Below are 18,034 nucleotides of genomic sequence, written 5' to 3'. Positions count from 1 at the left end.
GGTTGGTTGTCGGGGCCGACTATGCAAGCGGTGAGCGGTACGAGTCAACCGTGCCCACCCCCCAGATACGCCGCCTTCACCCCCGGCTCGTTGCGCAGCTTCTCCGCCGGCCCGTGCAACGAAATTCGCCCGTTCTCCAGCACGTAGCCATAGTCCGCCACGCCAAGCGCGGCAGCTGCGAACTGCTCGACCAGCAGCATCGTCACGCCCTGCTCCTTGAGCCGCTCGATGATGCGGAACACCTCGGCAACCAGGATGGGCGCCAAGCCCATCGACGGCTCGTCGAGCAGCACGACCTCGGGGTTCAGCATCACCGCGCGGGCCATGGCGAGCATCTGCTGCTCGCCGCCCGACAAGGTGCCGGCCAATTGCGTGCGGCGTTCCTTCAGGCGCGGAAACAGTTCCATCGCCCGCTCAAGATCGGCGGCCACATCGCCGCGCGGGCGGCTGCCTGTCAACCGCGGGAACGCGCCCAGCGTGAGGTTGTCGGTGACGCTCATGGTCGCGAATACGCGCCGGCCTTCGGGCGAATGCGCAAGCCCCAGCTTGGCGATGTGATACGACTCCAGCCCGTCGATGCGCTTGCCGTTGAGCGTGATTTCGCCCCCGGTCGCGCGGATCATGCCGGACACCGCGCGCATGGTCGTCGTCTTGCCCGCGCCGTTGGAGCCGATGAGCGTCACGACCTTGCCCTTGGGCACTTCGATCGAAATTCCGTGCAGTACCTGCACCTTGCCGTAGCCGGCCGAAAGATTCTGGATGGTCAGCATCTGATGATCCTCACGCGGCCTGCGCGGCAGGTTCCGCTGCATCCTGTCCGCCGAGATAGGCCTCGATGACCTTCTCGTCCGATTGCACCTGGGCCGGCCCGCCCTCGGCAATCTTCTGGCCGAAGTCGAGCACCGAGACGGTGTCGCACATGCTCATCACCACGTCCATGTGGTGTTCGATCAGGATGACCGTCACGCCATGTTCGCGGATCTTGCGGATGATGGCGATCAGTTCCTTGATGTCCGGCGCCGTGAGACCCGCGGCAGGCTCGTCGAGCAGCAGCAGTTGCGGGTCGAGCGCGAGCGCGCGGGCGATCTCCAGCAGGCGCTGCTTGCCGTAAGGCAGGTTGCGCGCCTCTTCCGCCGCGAACTCCTCCAGTCCGACGAACTTCAGCAAGCCGAGCGCGCGGTTGGCCGCCGCGGCGTTCTCGCGGCGGTAACGCGGCGTGTGCACGGCCACGTCGAACAGATTGCTCTTGAAAGTGTGGTGCAGGCCGACCTGCACGTTCTGCTGCGCCGTCATCTCGCCGAAGAGCTGCACGTTCTGGAAGGTGCGCGCGATGCCCGACAGCGCGATGTCCGCGGACGTGCGCCCGACCAGCGAGCGCCCGCCGAATTCGATGCTGCCGGCAGTGGGCACGTAGATGCCGGTCAGCACGTTCATCATCGTGCTCTTGCCCGAGCCGTTGGGCCCGATCAGGCCATGGATGGATCCGCGCTTCACGGTCAGGTCGACGTTGTTGAGCGCCTTCAGACCACCGAACTGCATGAGCACGCCCGCGGCCTGGAGCACTTCGGCTCCGCCGCTGCCCGATGCCGCGACACTCACCGCATCGGACGGCGCCGCAGCCTGATCGACCACTTCGACCTGCGCCTTGGGCCGGCGCAGATTGAGCGCGTTGCGCACGAAGCCGACGATGCCGTCCTGCAGGTAGTAGACGACGAACAGCATGATCACACCGAAGATCGACAGTCGCCAGTCGGTCATGGTGTCGAGCCAGAACGCGAGTCCGGCGAGCGCGATGCTGCCGGCCACCGGGATCGCCATCTGCTTCGGCGTCACGCGCTGACGCTGGATGCCGACCACCGCGGTGATCATCACCAGCACGGCCAGCCCGACCGACACGTAGCGGAACAGCTCCACGTCATCGAGCAGCTTGGGCAGCAGCACGATGATGGCCGCGCCGAGTATCGAACCGGTGCGGCTCTTGCGCCCGCCCATGATCACGGCCAGCAGGAACAGCACCGTCAGCTCGAAGTTGTAGGTGTTCGGCGAGATGTACTGCTCCGAATACGCATACAGGCTGCCCGCCAGGCCGGCAAAGCCGGCGCTGATCACGAAGGCGTAGACCTTGTAGCGGTACACCGAAACGCCCATGCAGTCCGACGCCACCGGGCTGCCGCGCAGCGCCTCGAAGGCGCGTCCGAGATGCGAGCGAAGGATGCGGTGCACCACGATGAGCGACAGCACCAGCATCACCGCCACGAGCCAGAAGAACTCGCGTTCGTCGAGCTTGTGGCCGAAGAGCGGCGGCTTGCTGAGCTTGATGCCCATCGGCCCTTCGGTGATGAAGCCCATCTCGTTGATGAGGATCTGGATGATGGTGCCGAAGGCCAGCGTGACCATGGCGAGGTAGGGCCCGGTCACCCGCAGTGCCGGCAGCGCAAGGATGGCGCCGAACACCGCAGTGACGCCGATGGCGGCGACCAGCGACACCATGAGCAGCGCACCCATCTTGAAGACCAGCACGCCGGCGGTATAGGCGCCGAGGCCGAAGAGCCCCGCGTGGCCGAGCGACACCTGCCCGGTGTAGCCCACCACGATGTCCAGCCCGAACAGCAGGATCGCGTAGATCATGATGGTCTCGAGCAGGTGGATGTAGTACGGGTTGTCGATGCCGATCGGGAACAGCATCAGCGCTGCGAAACCGGCGATGGCAAGAAGAAAGCGACCAGTTTTCATTGTGTTGACTTCGATGCCTCGCGCTCAGACTTTCTTGATGGCCGTCTTGCCGAACAAGCCCGCGGGCCGCACGGCCAGCACGATCAGCAGCAGCACCAGGCCGGGTACGTCCTTGTAGCCGGTGCTGAGATAGAACCCGGTCGTGGTCTCGGCGATACCGAGGATGATCCCGCCCACCACGATGCCCATGCCGCTGGTCAGCCCGCCGATGATCGCCACGGCAAAGGCCTTGAGCCCGAGCACCGCGCCCATGGTCGCGCCGGTCAGCGTGAGCGGAGCGATCAGCACGCCGGCAAAGGCCGCGGTGAGCGACGACAGCGCGTACGAGAAGGTGATGACGAGCCCCGTGTTGATGCCCATCAGCTTGGCCGCATCGCGATCGTTGAAGGTCGCGACCACCGCCTTGCCGTAGATCGAGCGGCGGTTGAAGACTTCCACCGCCAGCATCATCAGGATGGCGCCGACCACCACCAGGATTTCCATCGGCAGCACGTTGGCGTTGAGGAACTTGATCGGCGCTTCCGGCAGCGGCGAAGGGAACCTCAGGTCGTCGCGGCCCCAGACGTTCTCGGCCACGTTCTTGAAGATGATGCCGAGCGCGATGGTCGACATGATCCAGCCGAACTCCGACTTGATCTTGATCGCGGGCCGCACGCCGATGCGCTCCACCACCGCGCCCTGCACTGCGCCGAACACGCAGACGATGGGGATCATCAACCAGTAGTTCACGCCCAGCGTGACCAGCGTCAGGCCGACGAGCGCGCCGAGCATCAGCGCGTCGCCCTGCCCGAAGTTGAGGGTGTCGGAAGTCGCGAAAGTCAGCTGGTAGCCGAACGCGATCACGGCATAGATCATGCCCAGCGCGATACCGCTGAAGATGAGTTGGGTCAGGATTTGCATATCAGTTTTTCCCGGCGCATCGCGTGAGAACAGTTAACCAAGGAAGCGGCGCCCATTCGGGAAACACCGCGGAGCCGGCTTTGCCGGGCCGCCGGTGTTGCCCCCTTGAGGGGGAGGCGGCTACACGCAGTGAGCAAGCAACGGGGGTGGGTTCATTACTCATGAAAAGACGCCGCCGCGGGAAAGATCCCGCGGCGGCGCCGAGATGGAGGCGCAGATCAGGGCTTCAGCAGTGCGTCGTTGGCGGCGTTGTTCTTGAGGCGCACCTGCGACGCATTCTTCATGTCGTCCGCACTGGCGTAGATCACTCGACCACCCTTGACCTCGCCGAACACCGGGATGTTCGCGGTGATGGAGTCATGATCACCCTTGGCGAAAGGCTTGTTGTAGGTCGTCACCACACCTTCCACCGGCGCTTTGAGGTCTTCCAGCGCGGCCAGGATCTTCGGACCTTCGGTGCTGTTGGCCTGCTTCATGGCGGCGGCCAGCAGGTAGATCGAGTCGTAGCCCTGCGCGGCCGAGACCGGCGAATCGATCCGGTTGTTCTTCGGCTTGAAGGTCGCCACGTAGCTGGTGATGAAGCTCTTGCGCTTCGGCGTGGTCGGCTCCTGGATGAAAGTCTGCGGCATGCGCGCGCCGTCACCGCCGGGGCCGGCGTTGTCGATGAAGTTGGCCATCGACAAGGTCCAGCTGCCGACCATCGGCACCTTCCAGCCCAGCTTGGTCATGCCGTTGGCGATCTGCGCAAGCTCGGGGCCGATGCCGTAGGTCAGCACCGCCTCGGCGCCGGCTTCCTTGGCCTTCAGCAACTGGGCCGTCATGTCGACGTCCTTGATGTTGAACTTCTCGACCGCCACCGCCGTGATGCCCTTGGCCTTGAGCGCCTTCTCGAGATCCTCGCGGCCGAGCTGGCCGTAGTTGGTCGAGTCGGCCAGGATCGCCACCTTCTTGAAGCCGCGACGCGTGACCGCTTCCTCGACGATCATCGGCGCCTGGATGCTGTCATGCGCCGAATTGCGGAAGACGTAGTTCTCGGGGTCCTTGTCGAACTGGTGCGTGATGATCGAACCCGTCGCCACGTTGTTCAGCACCGGGATCTTGGCGTCCTGGAAGAAGCGCTGCGAAGCCAGCGCCACGCCGGTGTTGATGTAGCCGACAACGGCCACGACCTTTTCCTTGTTGATGAATTCCTGGGCGATCTGCACGCCCCGTTCATTCTTGGCCTCGTCGTCGCGCTCGACGAGCTGGATCTGCCGGCCCAGCACGCCGCCGGCCTTGTTGATTTCGTCGGTGGCCAGGCGGACGCCGTCGCGCATGCTCACGCCCATCGAGGACGATCCGCCGGTGAACGGTCCGTCCACGCCGATCTTGATCGGATCGGCCGCGAACGCTCCCGCGGAAAAGGCGATGGCACCTGCCACGGCGAGAAGCTTGAAACTCAAAGGCATGTCGAAAATCTCCAAGTGTCTGAATGTTTCTAAACCATAACTACAAGAGGGAAAACCGAAGAGAGTGACAACCCTAAATGGACGCTGACTGGCCGCATTGGGCCTGTTTGCGCAGACCAATTCGCTGCATCCCGGACAGCTGTCTCAACGTCCCGCATCGGACAGTTGTTTTCTGCGGTATTCGCCCTGCCGGACGAACATCCACCCCGGGTACTCGGCCGGCAGTCGGCTGACCTCGTCGAGTTGCGCCAGTTCGGCCGCACTCAATTCGACCTTGGTGGCCGCCATGTTGTCGGCGAGCTGATCGGGCCGCTTGGCGCCGATGATGACACTCGTCACCTGCGGCTGATGCAGCAGCCACGCCAGCGCGATCTGCGCGACCGACACACCGTGTGCCTGCGCGATGGGGCGCATGGCGTCGACGCAGTCGTACGCGCGATCCTTGTTGACCGGCGGAAAGTCGAAGGCCGTGCGACGACTGCCCTGCTCGCCCTGCTGGTCGCGGCCGTACTTGCCGCTGAGCAGGCCGCCCGCCAGCGGACTCCACACCATCAGGCCGACGCCTTCGCTGCGCAGCATCGGCACCAACTCGCGTTCGAGATCGCGCCCCGCGATGGTGTAGTAGGCCTGCAACGATTCGAAGCGCGACAGCCCCCACCGCTCCGCAACGCCGAGCGCCTTCACGATCTGCCACGCGGCCCAGTTGGAAACGCCGACATGGCGAACATGGCCCTGGCGCACCAGTTGGTCGAGCGCACGCACCGTCTCCTCGATGGGCGTGGCCGGATCGAAGCCATGGATCTGGTAGAGGTCGATGTGGTCGAGTTGCAGCCGCTTCAGGCTGGCCTTGACCCCGTCCATGATGTGGCCGCGCGTGGCGCCGCGTGCGTTCGGGCCGGGCCCGGTCTCGCCGAAGACCTTGGTGGCGACGATCACGTTCTCGCGCGGCACCTTGAGGTTCTTGAGGGCTTGCCCGGTGATCTGCTCCGACAAGCCGCCCGAATAGACGTCGGCGGTGTCGATGAAATTGATGCCGGCATCGAGGGCCGAGCCGATCAGGCGTTCGGCGTCGGCCTGCTGCAGGTCGCCGATCTGGGCCCAGATGCCTTCGCCGCCGCCGAAGGTCATGGTGCCGAGGCACAGCTCGGACACGAAGAGGCCAGTACGGCCGAGGGGATGGTGACGCATGGGAAAACAACTCCTGAAGCGAAACGAAAGAACCGGACGCGAGCATAGGCGTCTGCGGAAAATCCTGCAGGCGCCGGCACCGCATCCTCTCGGGTCGCCCGAACGTCTTGTGTTTGTCACAGAATGGTTCCGGCGCCGCCGGTGAAAGGACTGAAACGTGAAACACATGGTTCGATACAAGGTCAAGGCTGACCGCGTCGCCGAAAACGAGCGCCTCGCCGCCAAGGTCTACGAGGAACTTCACCGCCTCAAGCCGCAGGGCCTGCGCTACGCCACCTTCCGGCTCGACGACGGCGTGAGCTTCGTCCACCTCGTTTCGCACGAAGAAGCCGATGGCAGCAACGCGCTGACCTCATTGCCCGTGTTCAAGGAATTCACGGCAGGCGTGCGCGATCGCTGCGAAGAGCCGCCGGTCAACACGCAACTGAAGGAGATCGGCTCGTATGGATTCTTCGGCGACTGAGCCTGAGCCCGCCAACGCGATCATCGCCACGCTCGAGGAGAGCCGGCGCCAGTTCCTGGCGCTCGTCGACGACATCCGGCCCGACCTGCATCGCTACTGCACGCGCATGACCGGCTCTGTCGCCGATGGCGAAGACGTGGTGCAGGACACGCTCGCGCGCGCCTACTACCAGCTCCCGGAACTGAAGGAACTGCCGCCCCTGCGACCCTGGCTGTTTCGCATCGCGCACAACCGCGCGATCGACCATTGGCGGCGCGATGCGCACCGGATGGCCGAGCCGATCGAATCGGTGCTCGGCATCGCCGACGACGAAGCGCACGAACCCGATAACGCGCTCGCGCGCCACCAGGCCGTGCGTGCGGCGCTCTCGTGCTTCCTGCAACTCGCGCCGGCGCAGCGCGGATGCGTGATCCTCAAGGACGTGCTCGAACATTCGCTGGAGGAAATCTCCGCCGAGTTGGAGCTGAGCGTGCCGGCCGTCAAGGCAGCGCTGCACCGGGGGCGGACGCTGCTGCGCCAGTTGTCCGAAGCGACGACCGACGCGCCTTCGCCTCGCGCGTCGCCCGCCATCTCGCCGGCGCTGCGCCGCTATGCGGATCTGTTCAACGCCCGTGACTGGGACGGCGTCCGCGCAATGCTGGCCGATGAAGTCCGCCTCGACCTCGTCTCGCGACGCAAGGCGGCGGGCCGGCGTGAGGTCGAGATCTACTACACGAACTACAGCCGCCAGGACGACTGGCGGTTGGTGCCGGCATGGCTCGAAGGACGCGAGGTGCTGGCCGTCATGCGCGCGCCCGACGCGACGCGCCCGGGCTACTTCATGGAATTGCAATGGCGCGACGGCCGCGTGAGCCTGATCCGGGATTTCCGCCACGTGGCGTACATCGCCGAGGAAGCCGCGATGGAACTCGCGGACTGAACGCGGCCTCGCTACATCCACATCCGCGAAAAGACATGGTCGCGGTCGATCCAGGCGTGTTTCAGCGCCGCGAGCACGTGGCCCACGATGAGGGTGCAGAGCACGAAGGCCGTCACGCCATGCACGAGCCCCAGAAAGTCATAGACAGCAGGCAACGGCGGCCCCCACGGCGGCCATTGGAACCCGAAAAAGGTGATACCGAACCGGTTGAAGTTCGACCCGACATAGCCCGACAGCGGCATCACGACCATGCACACATACAGCGCGATGTGCACCGCCCGGGCGGCCCGGCGCGTGCCGATCGTCATGGAGGCCGGCCATGGCGGCGGCGCATGCGAAAGCCGCCAGGCCAGCCGCGCGATGATGAGCACGCCCAGCACGATGCCGAAGGATTTGTGCAGGTTGACCACGGCAGAGCGCGCAGGCGTGTCGCGTGGCGCGATGTCGTCCAGCAGAAAACCGAATGCGATCTGCCCGAACAGCGCCAGCGCAATCAACCAGTGGAGCAAGACGGCCACGCGGGTGTAGCGCAAGAGCGCTTCCGTGCCGGGCGTGCCCGGCATCTTCGGTGTCGGGTTCTCAGAGGCCCGCGAGGAAGTGCGCGACATTCTCGATATCCTGCGCGCTCATCGTATTCGCCACGCTGGTCATGGTGCCGGCGTCGTTGGTGCGGCGCCTCTCCTTGAAGTCGGTGAGCTGCTTGACGATGTAGTCATGGTTCTGGCCCGCTACGCGAGGCACTTCATTCTGGCCCGCGAAGCCCCCCAGGTGGCACATGGTGCAGAGCGTCTCCTCGGACTTCGCCCGGCCCAGCTTCACTTTCGCTGCATCGGGCACGAAGCGCTGGGGCGGCGGCTTCTGCGCCGCGAAGTAATCCGACAGTTCGTGCATTTCGTCGCGTGTCAGACCCGCGACCATCGGCGTCATGAGTTCGTTCGACCGCCGCCCTTCCTGGAAGTCGCGCAGTTGCAGGTAGAGGTAGCGCGAGGTCTGCCCCGCGATGATCGGATAGACGGGCAGGATGGGTTGCCCATTCGCACCGTGGCATGCCGCGCAGGCCGCCGCCTTCGCGGGCGCCGCTGCCTGCTGCGCATTCGCGCCGCCGCAGACCAGCAGCGAGACGGCCACACCGGCCAGCGCAGCGATGCCCGTTCGGGAAACACCGCGGAACCGGCTTTGCCGGGCCGCTGGTGTTGCCCCCTTGAGGGGGGAGGCGGCTACACGAAGTGAGCAAGCAACGGGGGTGGGTGTCACTGCAATGCGAACACCATGACCGAGTTGCCGCGCTTGAAGTCCAATTGCGTATTTCCACCCGCAGCCACGGCGATGTATTGCTTGCCACCGGTCGTGTACGACACGGGCGGCGCATTCACGCCGGCCCCGCACTGGTACTCCCACAGCTTCTTGCCGGTCTTGGCGTCGAACGCACGGAAGAGCCCGTTGCCTTCGCCGTTGAAGACCAGATTGCCGCCCGTGGCCAGCACGCCGCCGATGAGCGGCTGTTCAGTGTCGAACTTCCACGCCATCTTGCCGGTGTCGATGTTGACCGCCGCGAGCCGTCCCCATTGCTTCTCAGACGGAATCACCTTGAAGGCGCCGCCGAGCCACAGCTTGCCGCCTGGGTACTTGGCCTCCTCGACGTGGTAGGTCATGGGCTGGTGCAGGTTGGCGGCATAGGCCAGCCGCAGCTTCGGGTTGACCGCCATGGGGCTCCACTCGACACCGCCGTTGGCGCCGGGCAGCATGCGCGCACCGTCCTTGGTCGGCAGCACCCACATGTTCTCCTGCGGGATCATCGCCTCGCTGAAGCGGATCAGCTCGCCGGTGGCGCGATCGTGCACATAGATGTGCCCCGTCTTGCCGCCGTGGATGGCCACCTTGTGCATCTGGCCGTCCTTGCCTTTCGCATCGGTCAGGATCACGGGCGACACGGCATCGAGGTCCCACACATCGTGCGGCACGTACTGGTAGTGCCACTTGTAGGCGCCGGTGTTCAGGTCCACGGCCACCATCGAGTCGGTGTAGAGGTTGTCGCCGGGCCGCTCCGCGCCATAGAGGTCGGGGCTCGGATTGCCGACGACGAAGAACGCGGTGTTGGTTTCCTTGTCGATCGCCGGTGCCATCCAGACGCCGCCGCCGAGCGTCTTGTAGAAGTCGCCGCCCTTGGCGAGCTGGGCTTTCTCTGCATCGATGTTGCGGTGCAGGTCGCGCTGGGTCGCGTCCTTGGTGGCCCACACGCCTTCGCTGCCCTTCTCGGGCACGGTGTCGAAGGTCCAGAGCAGCTTGCCGTCGTTCGCATCGAAGGCCTTCACGTAGCCGCGAATGCCGTATTCGCCGCCGTTGGTGCCGATGAGCACCTTGCCGTTGACGGCCACTGGCGCCATGGTCTCCGAATAGCCCGCTTCAGGGTCGCCGATCTGCGTGGACCACAGCACCTTGCCGGTCTTCGCGTCGAGTGCGAGGAGCTTCGCGTCGAGCGTGCCCATGTAGAGCTTGTCGCCCATGATCGCGACGCCGCGGTTGTTGGGTCCGCAGCAGAAGGTCGTGACCGGACCCATCTTGTGCTTGTAGTGCCAGAACTCCTTGCCGGTCGCGGCATCGAGCGCATACACATGGTTGTAGGAGGTGGTGATGAACATCACGCCGTCGACGACGATGGGCGCGGTCTCCATCGATTCGAGCACCTCCGTCTGGAAGGTGAAGGCCGGCCGCAGCTTGGCGACGTTGCCCGTGTTGATCTGCGACGCCGGATAGAACCGCGTCTGTGCATAGCTCATGTTCGACTGCAGGAAGTTGGACGAGCCCTTGTCCGCCGTGTCGAGCTGCTGCTGCGACACCGAGATCGTCTTCGGCACCGGCGCGCCCGTGGCCGCCGCCTGGCCTGCGTTCTCCGCCTGCCCGAGCGCGGCAGTCGAGATCAGGCCGATGACCGGCCCTGCAACGTACACACGGCGCCACGCGCGCGCGAACCTGGTCTGCTTGAACATCGCGGGTCTCCTCAGGCGTTGTTATGCCTTTTTATGCCACCGCGGCGACCCGGGAACCGGTGTCGCAAGGCACAGAGCGGCGCGAGGGTGGATGCGCGACCGCGGCAGATCCCGGCCCCTGAAGAGAGGGACCTGCCCCGCCTCGCTTGCAAGCGTAGCCACATTCAGGTCCACTGAATAGAAGATTTTTTCGGTGCACCGCAGCAATCGCCGTTGGAGATCGGACCCATGAATCGACCCGCCTCGTTGCGCTCGCACGCGCTGTTCGCGCTGATGTCGTGGACCTGCGCGCTGATGGTTTTGGCCTCGCCACGCGATACGGCCGCCCAGCCCGAGACCGACCCCAGTCCCAATGCCCAGTTGCTCGTGGCCGCGCGCCAGGGTCAGGTCGAGCGCGTGAAGCAGTTGCTTGCACAGGGCGCCGTCATCGACTCGCGCAACCGTGTCGGCAAGACACCGCTCTTCATCGCCTGCGAGAAGGGCAACGCCGAGTTGGGGATCGTGCTGATCGATGCAAAGGCGGATGTGAACCTGGCCTCCGTCGATCACGTCACGCCGCTGATGGCAGCCAGTTACAGCGGCAACGCCGAACTCGTGAAGCGCCTGCTGGCGGCCGGTGCGCGCGCCGATGCGGTGGATCGCATGAACAAGTCGGCGCCGATCTATGCGGCAGGCCAGGGCAACGCGGCGGCACTCGATGCACTGCTTGCGTCAGGCATCGACGTGAACGCCACCTACGAACACAACCTGACGCTGCTGATGTGGGCCGCGGGGCAAGGCCATCCCGATGTGGTGCGGCTGCTGCTCACGCGCGGGGCAAAGCCCGAGATGCGCGATGACCGCGGGCTGACGGCGATCGAGATCGCGCGTGGGGCGGGCCAGGGGACCGTGGCGCAAGAAGCAGGGTTGCGCTGAGCCGAGAGGTCTGGCGCCTGGCCGATTGGCATCGACCATGAATCGGAAGTCCCTCATGGAAGCTCAATTCACGTCGCAGGTCGCGGCGGCTCGCGCAGATACTGGGGCATGTAGGCATTCACGAGTTCTTCGATCAAGTCCGCCTGCATCAGATCCTTGGAGCGCTTGAGCGGCTCGCGTGTTGGATAGGCGGCCAGAGCCCGTTTGACGCTGACGAAGTCGAGCGGATGCATGGTGTGCATGATCGCCATCTCGCCGGTCGTCGATACGACCATCTGGCTGAACCTCGGCGAACCCAGGATCCGATCGCCCGTCGAGGCCTGCACTGACCAGACATCCCCTTCGTCATCGCTCATGCGCAAGGGATGCGGGTCCTTGTCTTTTGCGATGCGGCGTATGACGTCGACTTCGAAACCTGCGGCGTTCCGGGCTGTCTCCTTCTGGCGCTCCAAGCGGACGAAGGTCTTGTCAGCTTTCTTGAGAAGTCCAAGAAACGAGGCCTCCGATGCCTTCATGCGTGAGAAGAATTTGAGGTGCTTGCGCGTGTCGAACAACAGGTCGATGTCCCTCGTCGCCATTGCCTGAGGCATGAAGCGAACGCCGCACGCACTCTCGTACGCGTAGAGCGCGTGCGTGCCCACCACGGTGAAATGCTCCGAGAATCCTTCCTTGTCCAGCGCGTTCAGCACATCGACTACCACCGGCGGAACGCGCCCGACCCGCAATGCGCGATTGAGGCGCCGTTGCTCGTCGAACGCCTTCTCGATGGTTGCCAGCCGCTCGGCCGTCGCGGCCTTTCGTTCGATGAAGTTCTTGAAGATCTGCAGTGTCTCGGGGCCTTCCGGCCCCAACGACTTGTGGCTACCCTTCGAGGACGTCCGAATCAGATATCGCCGGCCGGAGATCTCTCTCCAGATCATGCTGCCACGCGTCTGTGCGGCCTCCCTGCGCACGCGACGCAGTTCATCGAAAACGCTTTCGGCGTCGATGTACTGCCGCTTCTGGCTGTCGCCGATTTCGATGATGCCGGTTGCCGTTTTCACCATGAATTAATATAAATCATTATTTATAGTGAAAACGTATTATTTTCAATAACTTATCTCGCTTTTCACTAGATTATTGTTGATTTCATTTTTACAGTGAAAACCGTTTAAATTCATATAGTTACCTATCAGAATCCGCGCCATCGCCCTCAGTCGCCCGCTTCTTGGCCGTTCGCGCCTCTTTCCTAGCCTTGCGCTCCGCGTCCAGCAGTTGCCCGGCCGCTAGCCACTGCGTGAACTCTTCCGGCGTTTCCAGCGTGATGCGCCCCAGGTTGCCGCTGCGGAACTCGTGCATCGCGATCTCCGCCGCCTTCTGCAGGTTCACGCGGCCCTTGCCCAGCAGCGCGCCGCGCTTGCGGCCGATGGCTTCGAGCACCTGCTCGTCGCTCAGGCCGGCGATCGGGTCGAGCTTGAAGCGCGCTTCGACCAGACCCGCATAGTGCTGCTTCAGGTACGAAAGCAGTTCCAACGCCACCTCTTCCTCGTCGAAGGCATTGCGGCCCACCGCGCCGCTCGCGGCCAGGTTGTAGCCGCTCTTGGCGACGATGATGCGCGGCCACAGCATGCCGGGCGTGTCCCACAAATAGAAGTCGTCGGCCAGCGTGATGCGCTGCTCCAGCTTGGTGATGCCGGCCTCGTCGCCGGTCTTGGCCTTGCGGCTGCCGGTGAGCGTGTTGATGAGCGTCGACTTGCCAACATTGGGAATGCCGCAGATCAGCACCCGCATCGGCTTGGCCATGCCGCCGCGCTGGGGGGCCAGCGCATGGCAGGCGTCGATCAGTTGCCGGGCCGGTGCGGTCTGGCCCGCGTCGAGGCCGATGGCGCGCGTATCGGCTTGCGCGTTGTAGTGCGCCAGCCAACGTGTCGTGCATTCGGGGTCGGCCAAGTCCTGCTTGTTGAGCACCTTGAGGCCCGGCTTGTGGCCGGTGAGTTCGGCCAGCATCGGATTGGCGCTGGAGCCGGGCAAGCGGGCATCGAGCAGTTCGATGACGACGTCGATGTCCTTGATGCGCTCGGCGATGGCCTTCTTGGTCAGATGCATGTGACCGGGGAACCACTGGATGGCCATCGCGAATGTCTTTCTCTGTCTGTGGGAACGACCGGGGATTGTCGCCGCCCGGCCCTCAGGCCCGCAGCGCCGGCCGGTAGCGGCGGCTGCATGGAATGTGCGTGCCGTCGCGCATATGCAGGCGCGCGTCGCCGCCGTCGAGGGGCTCGATCTCGGCGATGCGGTCCAGGTTGGCGGCGTAGCTGCGGTGCACGCGCACATAGCGCGCCGGGTCGAGTTGCGCGAGAAAGTCCGTCATCGTGGCGCGCAGCAGGTAGTCATGCCCGTTCACGCGCAGGCCGACGTAGTTGCCCTGGGCCTGCAGCCAGTCGATGTCGCTGGCGGCGATCAGGAATTCGCGCCGCAGCTTGCGCACGAGGAAGCGGTCGGGGCGTAGCGGTGTTCCGGGCACTTCGGACGCTTCCGGCGCCTCGGCCGGCATCGCCGCGCCCTCCGGCGGGTCGAGAACCCGCGCCTCGCCCTGCAGCCGCAGCATGAAAACCCGGTAGCTGACGATCGCGACCAGGAACAGCAGATAGGTGCGCGCGTCCTTCAGGTATTCGTAGGGCCATTTGGCCAACCAGTCGCCGAAGTCGTAGCGGCTGCCCGCCCAGGCATAGACGAGGTGCCGCAGGCCGACCATCAGGACCACGTGCGCCAGGCTGAAGACGACGCTTCCCAGCAGGTGCGCCACCAGGCTTCGGCGCCATTGGGCACGGCTGATCGGAAAACGCCGCTCGAAAGCGATCACCGCGGGCACCAGCGCGAGCAAGGCCAGGTGGCTGGTCAGCTCCCACGTCACCGGTTGCCAGATCGGGATCTGCCGGCCGGCATCACGCACGTCGATCACGGCGACGACGGTGCTGAAGGTGGCCTGAACCGCCATCATGAGCACCCAGAAGCCCGCCTCGGCCCATCGCCGGTAAGGCTGGTAACGCTCGAACAGGTTCATCCCAGCTTCGCTCATTGACAAACCTCCGTGCTTCGCACTGCCCCGGATTCTCACGAATCAGGCCGCGTGACGGGATTTTTCGTCCCTCAGGGGCCACCGTTCGTCACAAAACGCCCGGCGATCGTCCCCCCGCCGCCCCACACCCCGGCCTGTCGCCGGAGCATCGCCTCCTTCGTTCAAGGAGCACGGCATGACGACGACGAACCGACGACACGACATCGACGCCCTGCGGGCGCTGGCTTTTCTGCTGCTCATCCTCTACCACGTGGGCATGTACTACGTGGCCGGCTGGCCCTGGCACCTCAAGAGCCCGCACGCGGCCGAATGGCTGCGGTGGCCGATGCTGGTCGTCAACATTTGGCGCATGGACCTGGTGTTCCTGATTTCCGGCGTGGCCTTCGGCTTCCTGAGCCGGGGTCGCACGCCGATGGCGGTGATCCGGCTGCGCGCCTTCCGGCTGCTGCTGCCGCTGGTCTTCGGCATGGCGGTGGTCGTGCCCTACCAGGCCTACGCGCAGGGCGTTTCCAACGGGCTGGTGGCGCCGGGCTTCAGCGCCTTCATGGTGCATTACCTCGCGGGCGGCCCGTGGCCCAAGGGCGCCTTCGACGGCTCGGAATTCCCGATGACCTGGAACCACCTGTGGTACCTGCCCTACCTGTTCGTCTACACGGCCATCCTGGCGCTCCTGACGCCGGCGATGCGCTCCGGCCCCGGCGCCAGGCTTCGGGCCGCCTTCCTCGGGCTCAGGCGCTGGCGGCTGCTGGCGATCCCGGTCCTTCCGCTGCTCCTGTTCACGCTGGTGCTGGCGCCGCGCTTCCCGGCCACCCACAACCTGGTGCGCGACTGGTACCTTCACGCGCTGTATTTCACGGTATTTCTCTACGGCGTGTGGATGGGCGTCGACGAAGGCATCTGGCGCGAACTGGAAAGGCTGCGCCGGTGGTCGCTGGCGCTCGCGCTGGGCTGCATCGCCGCCTTCGTGATGCTCAGGCTGTCGGGTATCGACGCCTCGAACGCCGCCTGGATCACGCGCGTGCTGCGCGCGGCGTATCTCTGGACGGCGATTGCGGCCATTGTGGGCTTCGCGTACCGCCACCTGAACCGTCCGTGGCCCTGGCTCGACTGGGCCAACGACTCGGTCTATCCGTGGCACATGCTGCACCAGACGCTCATCATCATCGGCGCCGTGGCGCTGGCATCGATGCAACTCGGGCCGGTGCTGGAGCCGGTGCTGATCGTCGCCGTCACGGTGCTCGGATGCTGGGCGCTGAGCGACGGGCTGATCCGGCGCCTCCGGTGGCTGAGGCCGCTGTTCGGGCTCAAACGACTGGAGCGCGCGGTCAATTCAGTTCATCCCGATAGTCGATCCGACGACTGTAGGCCGGGTCGCCGTGCCACTCCCAGTAGGTCTTGAGCAGCCGCTGCGTGACCGGGCCCGGCGAGCCTTGGCCGACCACCTGGTCATCCACCTGGGTCACGGGCAGCACGCCGCCGCCCGAAGTGCTMAGGAAGGCTTCGTCGGCACCACGCAGTTCGTCGGCAGGAAGATGGCGCAATTCGACGCGCATGCCGAGCTTCTGCGCGATCTCGATCACGGTGCGGCGCGATACGCCTTCGAGCACCCCCTCTTCCGGCGTGACGACCACGCCGTCGCGCACGCAGAAGATGTTGAAGCCGGGCCCCTCCACGACATTGCCCGCCCCGTCGGTCAGCACGACGGTGTCGGCGCCCGCGTCGAGCGCACCCAGGAGCCCCATGGTCAGATCGTTCCAGTGGTAGTTCTTGGCCTTGGGATCGACCGACCGCGCCGAAATGCGCTGCACGTCGCTCACCTGCACGTGCAAGCCGCGCTGGCGCTGCGCCTCGTTCGCGATCCACACGAAGGGCACAGCGAAAGCGTAGAACTGGTTGACTGCCTGGCGCGGATCGCGCGAGCCCCACGGCGGCTGCCCGCGCGTCGCGATCATTTCGACATACGAACTGCGCAGGCCGCTCTTGCGCACGCATTCGGTCAGCACCGCGATGATCTGCTCGGGCGTGAGGCCGGCATCGAGGCGAAAGCGCTCGCAGCTGCGCATGAAGCGTTCGAGGTGCGCGTCGAGCCTGAAGAAGGCCCCTTCCCAGACCGTGACCACGTCATAGGTGGCGTCGGACCGCAGAAAGCCCCAGTCGGTGATGGGGATCGCGGCCTCGGCGATGGGCACATATTGGCCCCGGACGAAGGCGACACCCTTCGAAAAATCGGGTTGGACGAGGGAATTCATGGATCGCGAAGCTCCTTCGAATGAATGCACGGCCATTGTGGACATTGAAGCCGCGGGGCCAACTGCCCGCATGCTAGAGGCTCGTCCATCAGGCGCGAAAGGGATCAGCATGCAGATTCAGGTCAGAACGAGCAACGGCATCGAAAACAAGGACGCGCTGGAACGTTGGGCCGACGGCCAGATACGGCAGAGCCTGAGCCGCTTCATCGAAGACGTCACGCGCGTCGAAATCCATCTCAGCGACGAGAACCACGATGCCAGCAGCGGCGGCGCCAAGCGATGTGTCATGGAGGCCCGGCTCGCCCATCATCAGCCGCTGGCTGTCACCCAGCACGCACCGAATCTCGACGAAGCGTTTCGCGGCGCGTCCGACAAGCTGAAGCGCTCCATCGAGAGCGTCCTCGGCCGCCTCTACAACCACCGCCATCGCGAGTCCATCCGCACCGGCGCCGACGCGCCCGATGCCGAGGAGAATGCCCCTTGAACCGTGTGCGGGCCCTCGGCCTCCTGGCGTCGCTGCTTCTGGCGTGCGGTCTGTCCGGCCACAGCCTTGCGGGCAGCGTGAAGGGCAAGGTCGTCTTTGGCGGCCCTGCCCCGGCGCCGGCCAAGGTGCCCGTCACGATCGACCAGTACTTGTGCGGCACTGAAAAGCCCGCCGACGACCTGCAGGTTTCGCCGAACCGCGAGATCCGCAACGCCGTCGTCTGGATCGAGAACGCGCCCGCCGGTGCCACGCCGCCGGTGAGCCAGAAGGTCGAGGTCGACCAGAAGGGATGCGCGTTCATCCCGAGGGTTGTCGTGGTTCCGGCCGGCGGGACGGTGGACTTCCTCAACAGCGACCGGCTGCTCCACAACATCCATGCCACCCCGAAGGCCAACGTCTCCTTCAACCGCACGCAGCCGATGGGCCGGACGATTCCGATCACCTTCGCCGAGCCCGAGATCGTGCGCATCAATTGCGACCTGCATGCCTGGATGACGGCCTGGGTGGTCGTTGCAGCGCACCGCTTCTATGCGGTCACCGGCGCCGACGGCACGTTCGCGTTCGACAATCTTCCGCCTGGCCAATACAAGCTGCAGGTATGGCATGAACGCCTGGGCACGGTGCCGGCGACCGTCACCGTGAGCGATCAGCAGCCCGCGCAACTAACGGTCGAACTGAAGCCCCGCTGAC

Annotated in this window: 18 protein-coding genes; 6 read left to right on the top strand and 12 right to left on the bottom strand. The window is 65.1% G+C overall.

Annotated elements, in window-relative coordinates; translation table 11 throughout:
* Nucleotides 1-44: 44 nt before the first annotated feature.
* The 5 genes from AC1DN9_RS14035 to AC1DN9_RS14015 all read right to left on the bottom strand — a co-directional run bounded on the left by AC1DN9_RS14035 (nt 45) and on the right by AC1DN9_RS14015 (nt 6,269).
* Nucleotides 45-770, bottom strand: coding sequence for an ABC transporter ATP-binding protein (locus AC1DN9_RS14035; RefSeq protein ID WP_478101085.1), 726 nt, complete (start codon nt 768-770; stop codon nt 45-47).
* A gap of 10 nt (nt 771-780) precedes the next feature.
* Nucleotides 781-2,733, bottom strand: a complete 1,953-nt coding sequence (locus tag AC1DN9_RS14030) for a branched-chain amino acid ABC transporter ATP-binding protein/permease (RefSeq protein ID WP_478101083.1) — start codon at nt 2,731-2,733, stop codon at nt 781-783.
* 24 nt (nt 2,734-2,757) lie between these two features.
* Nucleotides 2,758-3,633, bottom strand: coding sequence for a branched-chain amino acid ABC transporter permease (locus AC1DN9_RS14025; RefSeq protein ID WP_478101081.1), 876 nt, complete (start codon nt 3,631-3,633; stop codon nt 2,758-2,760).
* A gap of 218 nt (nt 3,634-3,851) precedes the next feature.
* Nucleotides 3,852-5,081, bottom strand: a complete 1,230-nt coding sequence (locus tag AC1DN9_RS14020) for an ABC transporter substrate-binding protein (protein WP_478101079.1) — start codon at nt 5,079-5,081, stop codon at nt 3,852-3,854.
* Between the two features lie 144 nt (nt 5,082-5,225).
* On the bottom strand, nt 5,226-6,269 hold the full coding sequence (locus AC1DN9_RS14015) for an aldo/keto reductase (RefSeq protein WP_478101077.1): 1,044 nt from the start codon (nt 6,267-6,269) through the stop codon (nt 5,226-5,228).
* A 157-nt stretch (nt 6,270-6,426) separates the two neighbouring features.
* On the opposite strand from AC1DN9_RS14015, the gene AC1DN9_RS14010 reads away from it, so the two are divergent.
* Nucleotides 6,427-6,732, top strand: coding sequence for a hypothetical protein (locus AC1DN9_RS14010; protein ID WP_478101075.1), 306 nt, complete (start codon nt 6,427-6,429; stop codon nt 6,730-6,732).
* Nucleotides 6,713-7,651: an RNA polymerase sigma factor gene (locus AC1DN9_RS14005; protein WP_478101073.1), complete on the top strand. Its 939-nt coding sequence runs from the start codon at nt 6,713-6,715 to the stop codon at nt 7,649-7,651. The genes AC1DN9_RS14010 and AC1DN9_RS14005 overlap by 20 nt, the downstream gene beginning before the upstream one ends.
* An 11-nt stretch (nt 7,652-7,662) precedes the next feature.
* Here the strand turns inward: AC1DN9_RS14005 and AC1DN9_RS14000 are convergent, their stop codons facing one another.
* The 3 genes from AC1DN9_RS14000 to AC1DN9_RS13990 form a co-directional block, all read right to left on the bottom strand.
* Nucleotides 7,663-8,259 carry a cytochrome b gene (locus tag AC1DN9_RS14000; RefSeq protein WP_478101071.1) on the bottom strand — a complete coding sequence of 199 codons (597 nt, stop codon included), beginning with the start codon at nt 8,257-8,259 and terminating at the stop codon, nt 7,663-7,665.
* On the bottom strand, nt 8,231-8,779 hold the full coding sequence (locus tag AC1DN9_RS13995) for a c-type cytochrome (RefSeq protein WP_478101069.1): 549 nt from the start codon (nt 8,777-8,779) through the stop codon (nt 8,231-8,233). Before AC1DN9_RS13995 ends, AC1DN9_RS14000 begins: the two co-directional genes overlap by 29 nt.
* 122 nt (nt 8,780-8,901) lie before the next feature.
* Nucleotides 8,902-10,638 (bottom strand): PQQ-dependent dehydrogenase, methanol/ethanol family, encoded by a 1,737-nt coding sequence (locus tag AC1DN9_RS13990; RefSeq protein ID WP_478101067.1) that lies wholly within the window; start codon nt 10,636-10,638, stop codon nt 8,902-8,904.
* Between the two features lie 228 nt (nt 10,639-10,866).
* On the opposite strand from AC1DN9_RS13990, the gene AC1DN9_RS13985 reads away from it, so the two are divergent.
* Nucleotides 10,867-11,553 (top strand): ankyrin repeat domain-containing protein, encoded by a 687-nt coding sequence (locus AC1DN9_RS13985; RefSeq protein WP_478101065.1) that lies wholly within the window; start codon nt 10,867-10,869, stop codon nt 11,551-11,553.
* A gap of 68 nt (nt 11,554-11,621) precedes the next feature.
* Here AC1DN9_RS13985 and AC1DN9_RS13980 read toward each other — a convergent pair whose 3' ends face one another.
* The 3 genes from AC1DN9_RS13980 to AC1DN9_RS13970 all read right to left on the bottom strand — a co-directional run bounded on the left by AC1DN9_RS13980 (nt 11,622) and on the right by AC1DN9_RS13970 (nt 14,611).
* On the bottom strand, nt 11,622-12,599 hold the full coding sequence (locus AC1DN9_RS13980; RefSeq protein WP_478101063.1) for a GSU2403 family nucleotidyltransferase fold protein: 978 nt from the start codon (nt 12,597-12,599) through the stop codon (nt 11,622-11,624).
* A gap of 118 nt (nt 12,600-12,717) precedes the next feature.
* The gene (gene ylqF, locus AC1DN9_RS13975; protein WP_478101061.1) at nt 12,718-13,665 is read right to left on the bottom strand and encodes a ribosome biogenesis GTPase YlqF; all 948 of its coding nucleotides are present in this window, start codon (nt 13,663-13,665) and stop codon (nt 12,718-12,720) included.
* Between the two features lie 55 nt (nt 13,666-13,720).
* Complete coding sequence (locus AC1DN9_RS13970) at nt 13,721-14,611, bottom strand: LytTR family DNA-binding domain-containing protein (protein ID WP_478101059.1); 891 nt, start codon at nt 14,609-14,611, stop codon at nt 13,721-13,723.
* Nucleotides 14,612-14,786: 175 nt separating this feature from the next.
* On the opposite strand from AC1DN9_RS13970, the gene AC1DN9_RS13965 reads away from it, so the two are divergent.
* A complete protein-coding gene (locus AC1DN9_RS13965; protein ID WP_478101057.1) occupies nt 14,787-16,010 on the top strand; it encodes an acyltransferase family protein in 1,224 nt (407 codons plus the stop codon).
* Here AC1DN9_RS13965 and AC1DN9_RS13960 read toward each other — a convergent pair.
* The gene (locus tag AC1DN9_RS13960) at nt 15,937-16,860 is read right to left on the bottom strand and encodes an aminotransferase class IV (protein WP_478101055.1); all 924 of its coding nucleotides are present in this window, start codon (nt 16,858-16,860) and stop codon (nt 15,937-15,939) included. The genes AC1DN9_RS13965 and AC1DN9_RS13960 overlap by 74 nt on opposite strands.
* 109 nt (nt 16,861-16,969) lie before the next feature.
* Between AC1DN9_RS13960 and AC1DN9_RS13955 the strand changes: the two genes are divergently transcribed.
* Both AC1DN9_RS13955 and AC1DN9_RS13950 read left to right on the top strand, forming a co-directional pair.
* Nucleotides 16,970-17,344, top strand: a complete 375-nt coding sequence (locus AC1DN9_RS13955) for an HPF/RaiA family ribosome-associated protein (RefSeq protein ID WP_478101135.1) — start codon at nt 16,970-16,972, stop codon at nt 17,342-17,344.
* A 5-nt stretch (nt 17,345-17,349) separates the two neighbouring features.
* On the top strand, nt 17,350-18,033 hold the full coding sequence (locus AC1DN9_RS13950) for a carboxypeptidase regulatory-like domain-containing protein (protein WP_478101133.1): 684 nt from the start codon (nt 17,350-17,352) through the stop codon (nt 18,031-18,033).
* The last annotated feature ends 1 nt before the right edge of the window (nt 18,034 follow it).

The sequence above is a fragment of the Variovorax sp. 05L425 genome, from assembly GCF_056397705.1.
This window is presented reverse-complemented; position numbering and strand designations above follow the sequence as displayed.

What these genes read in the sequence shown, in the direction of transcription:
- AC1DN9_RS14005 (WP_478101073.1), top strand. Translation starts at nt 6,713, where the DNA reads ATGGATTCTTCGGCGACTGAGCCTGAGCCCGCCAACGCGATCATCGCC.
- ylqF (WP_478101061.1), bottom strand. Translation starts at nt 13,665, where the DNA reads ATGGCCATCCAGTGGTTCCCCGGTCACATGCATCTGACCAAGAAGGCC.
- AC1DN9_RS14020 (WP_478101079.1), bottom strand. Translation starts at nt 5,081, where the DNA reads ATGCCTTTGAGTTTCAAGCTTCTCGCCGTGGCAGGTGCCATCGCCTTT.
- AC1DN9_RS14030 (WP_478101083.1), bottom strand. Translation starts at nt 2,733, where the DNA reads ATGAAAACTGGTCGCTTTCTTCTTGCCATCGCCGGTTTCGCAGCGCTG.
- AC1DN9_RS13970 (WP_478101059.1), bottom strand. Translation starts at nt 14,611, where the DNA reads ATGAGCGAAGCTGGGATGAACCTGTTCGAGCGTTACCAGCCTTACCGG.
- AC1DN9_RS14015 (WP_478101077.1), bottom strand. Translation starts at nt 6,269, where the DNA reads ATGCGTCACCATCCCCTCGGCCGTACTGGCCTCTTCGTGTCCGAGCTG.
- AC1DN9_RS14000 (WP_478101071.1), bottom strand. Translation starts at nt 8,259, where the DNA reads ATGTCGCGCACTTCCTCGCGGGCCTCTGAGAACCCGACACCGAAGATG.
- AC1DN9_RS14025 (WP_478101081.1), bottom strand. Translation starts at nt 3,633, where the DNA reads ATGCAAATCCTGACCCAACTCATCTTCAGCGGTATCGCGCTGGGCATG.
- AC1DN9_RS13965 (WP_478101057.1), top strand. Translation starts at nt 14,787, where the DNA reads ATGACGACGACGAACCGACGACACGACATCGACGCCCTGCGGGCGCTG.
- AC1DN9_RS13980 (WP_478101063.1), bottom strand. Translation starts at nt 12,599, where the DNA reads ATGGTGAAAACGGCAACCGGCATCATCGAAATCGGCGACAGCCAGAAG.
- AC1DN9_RS14035 (WP_478101085.1), bottom strand. Translation starts at nt 770, where the DNA reads ATGCTGACCATCCAGAATCTTTCGGCCGGCTACGGCAAGGTGCAGGTA.
- AC1DN9_RS13985 (WP_478101065.1), top strand. Translation starts at nt 10,867, where the DNA reads ATGAATCGACCCGCCTCGTTGCGCTCGCACGCGCTGTTCGCGCTGATG.
- AC1DN9_RS13990 (WP_478101067.1), bottom strand. Translation starts at nt 10,638, where the DNA reads ATGTTCAAGCAGACCAGGTTCGCGCGCGCGTGGCGCCGTGTGTACGTT.
- AC1DN9_RS13955 (WP_478101135.1), top strand. Translation starts at nt 16,970, where the DNA reads ATGCAGATTCAGGTCAGAACGAGCAACGGCATCGAAAACAAGGACGCG.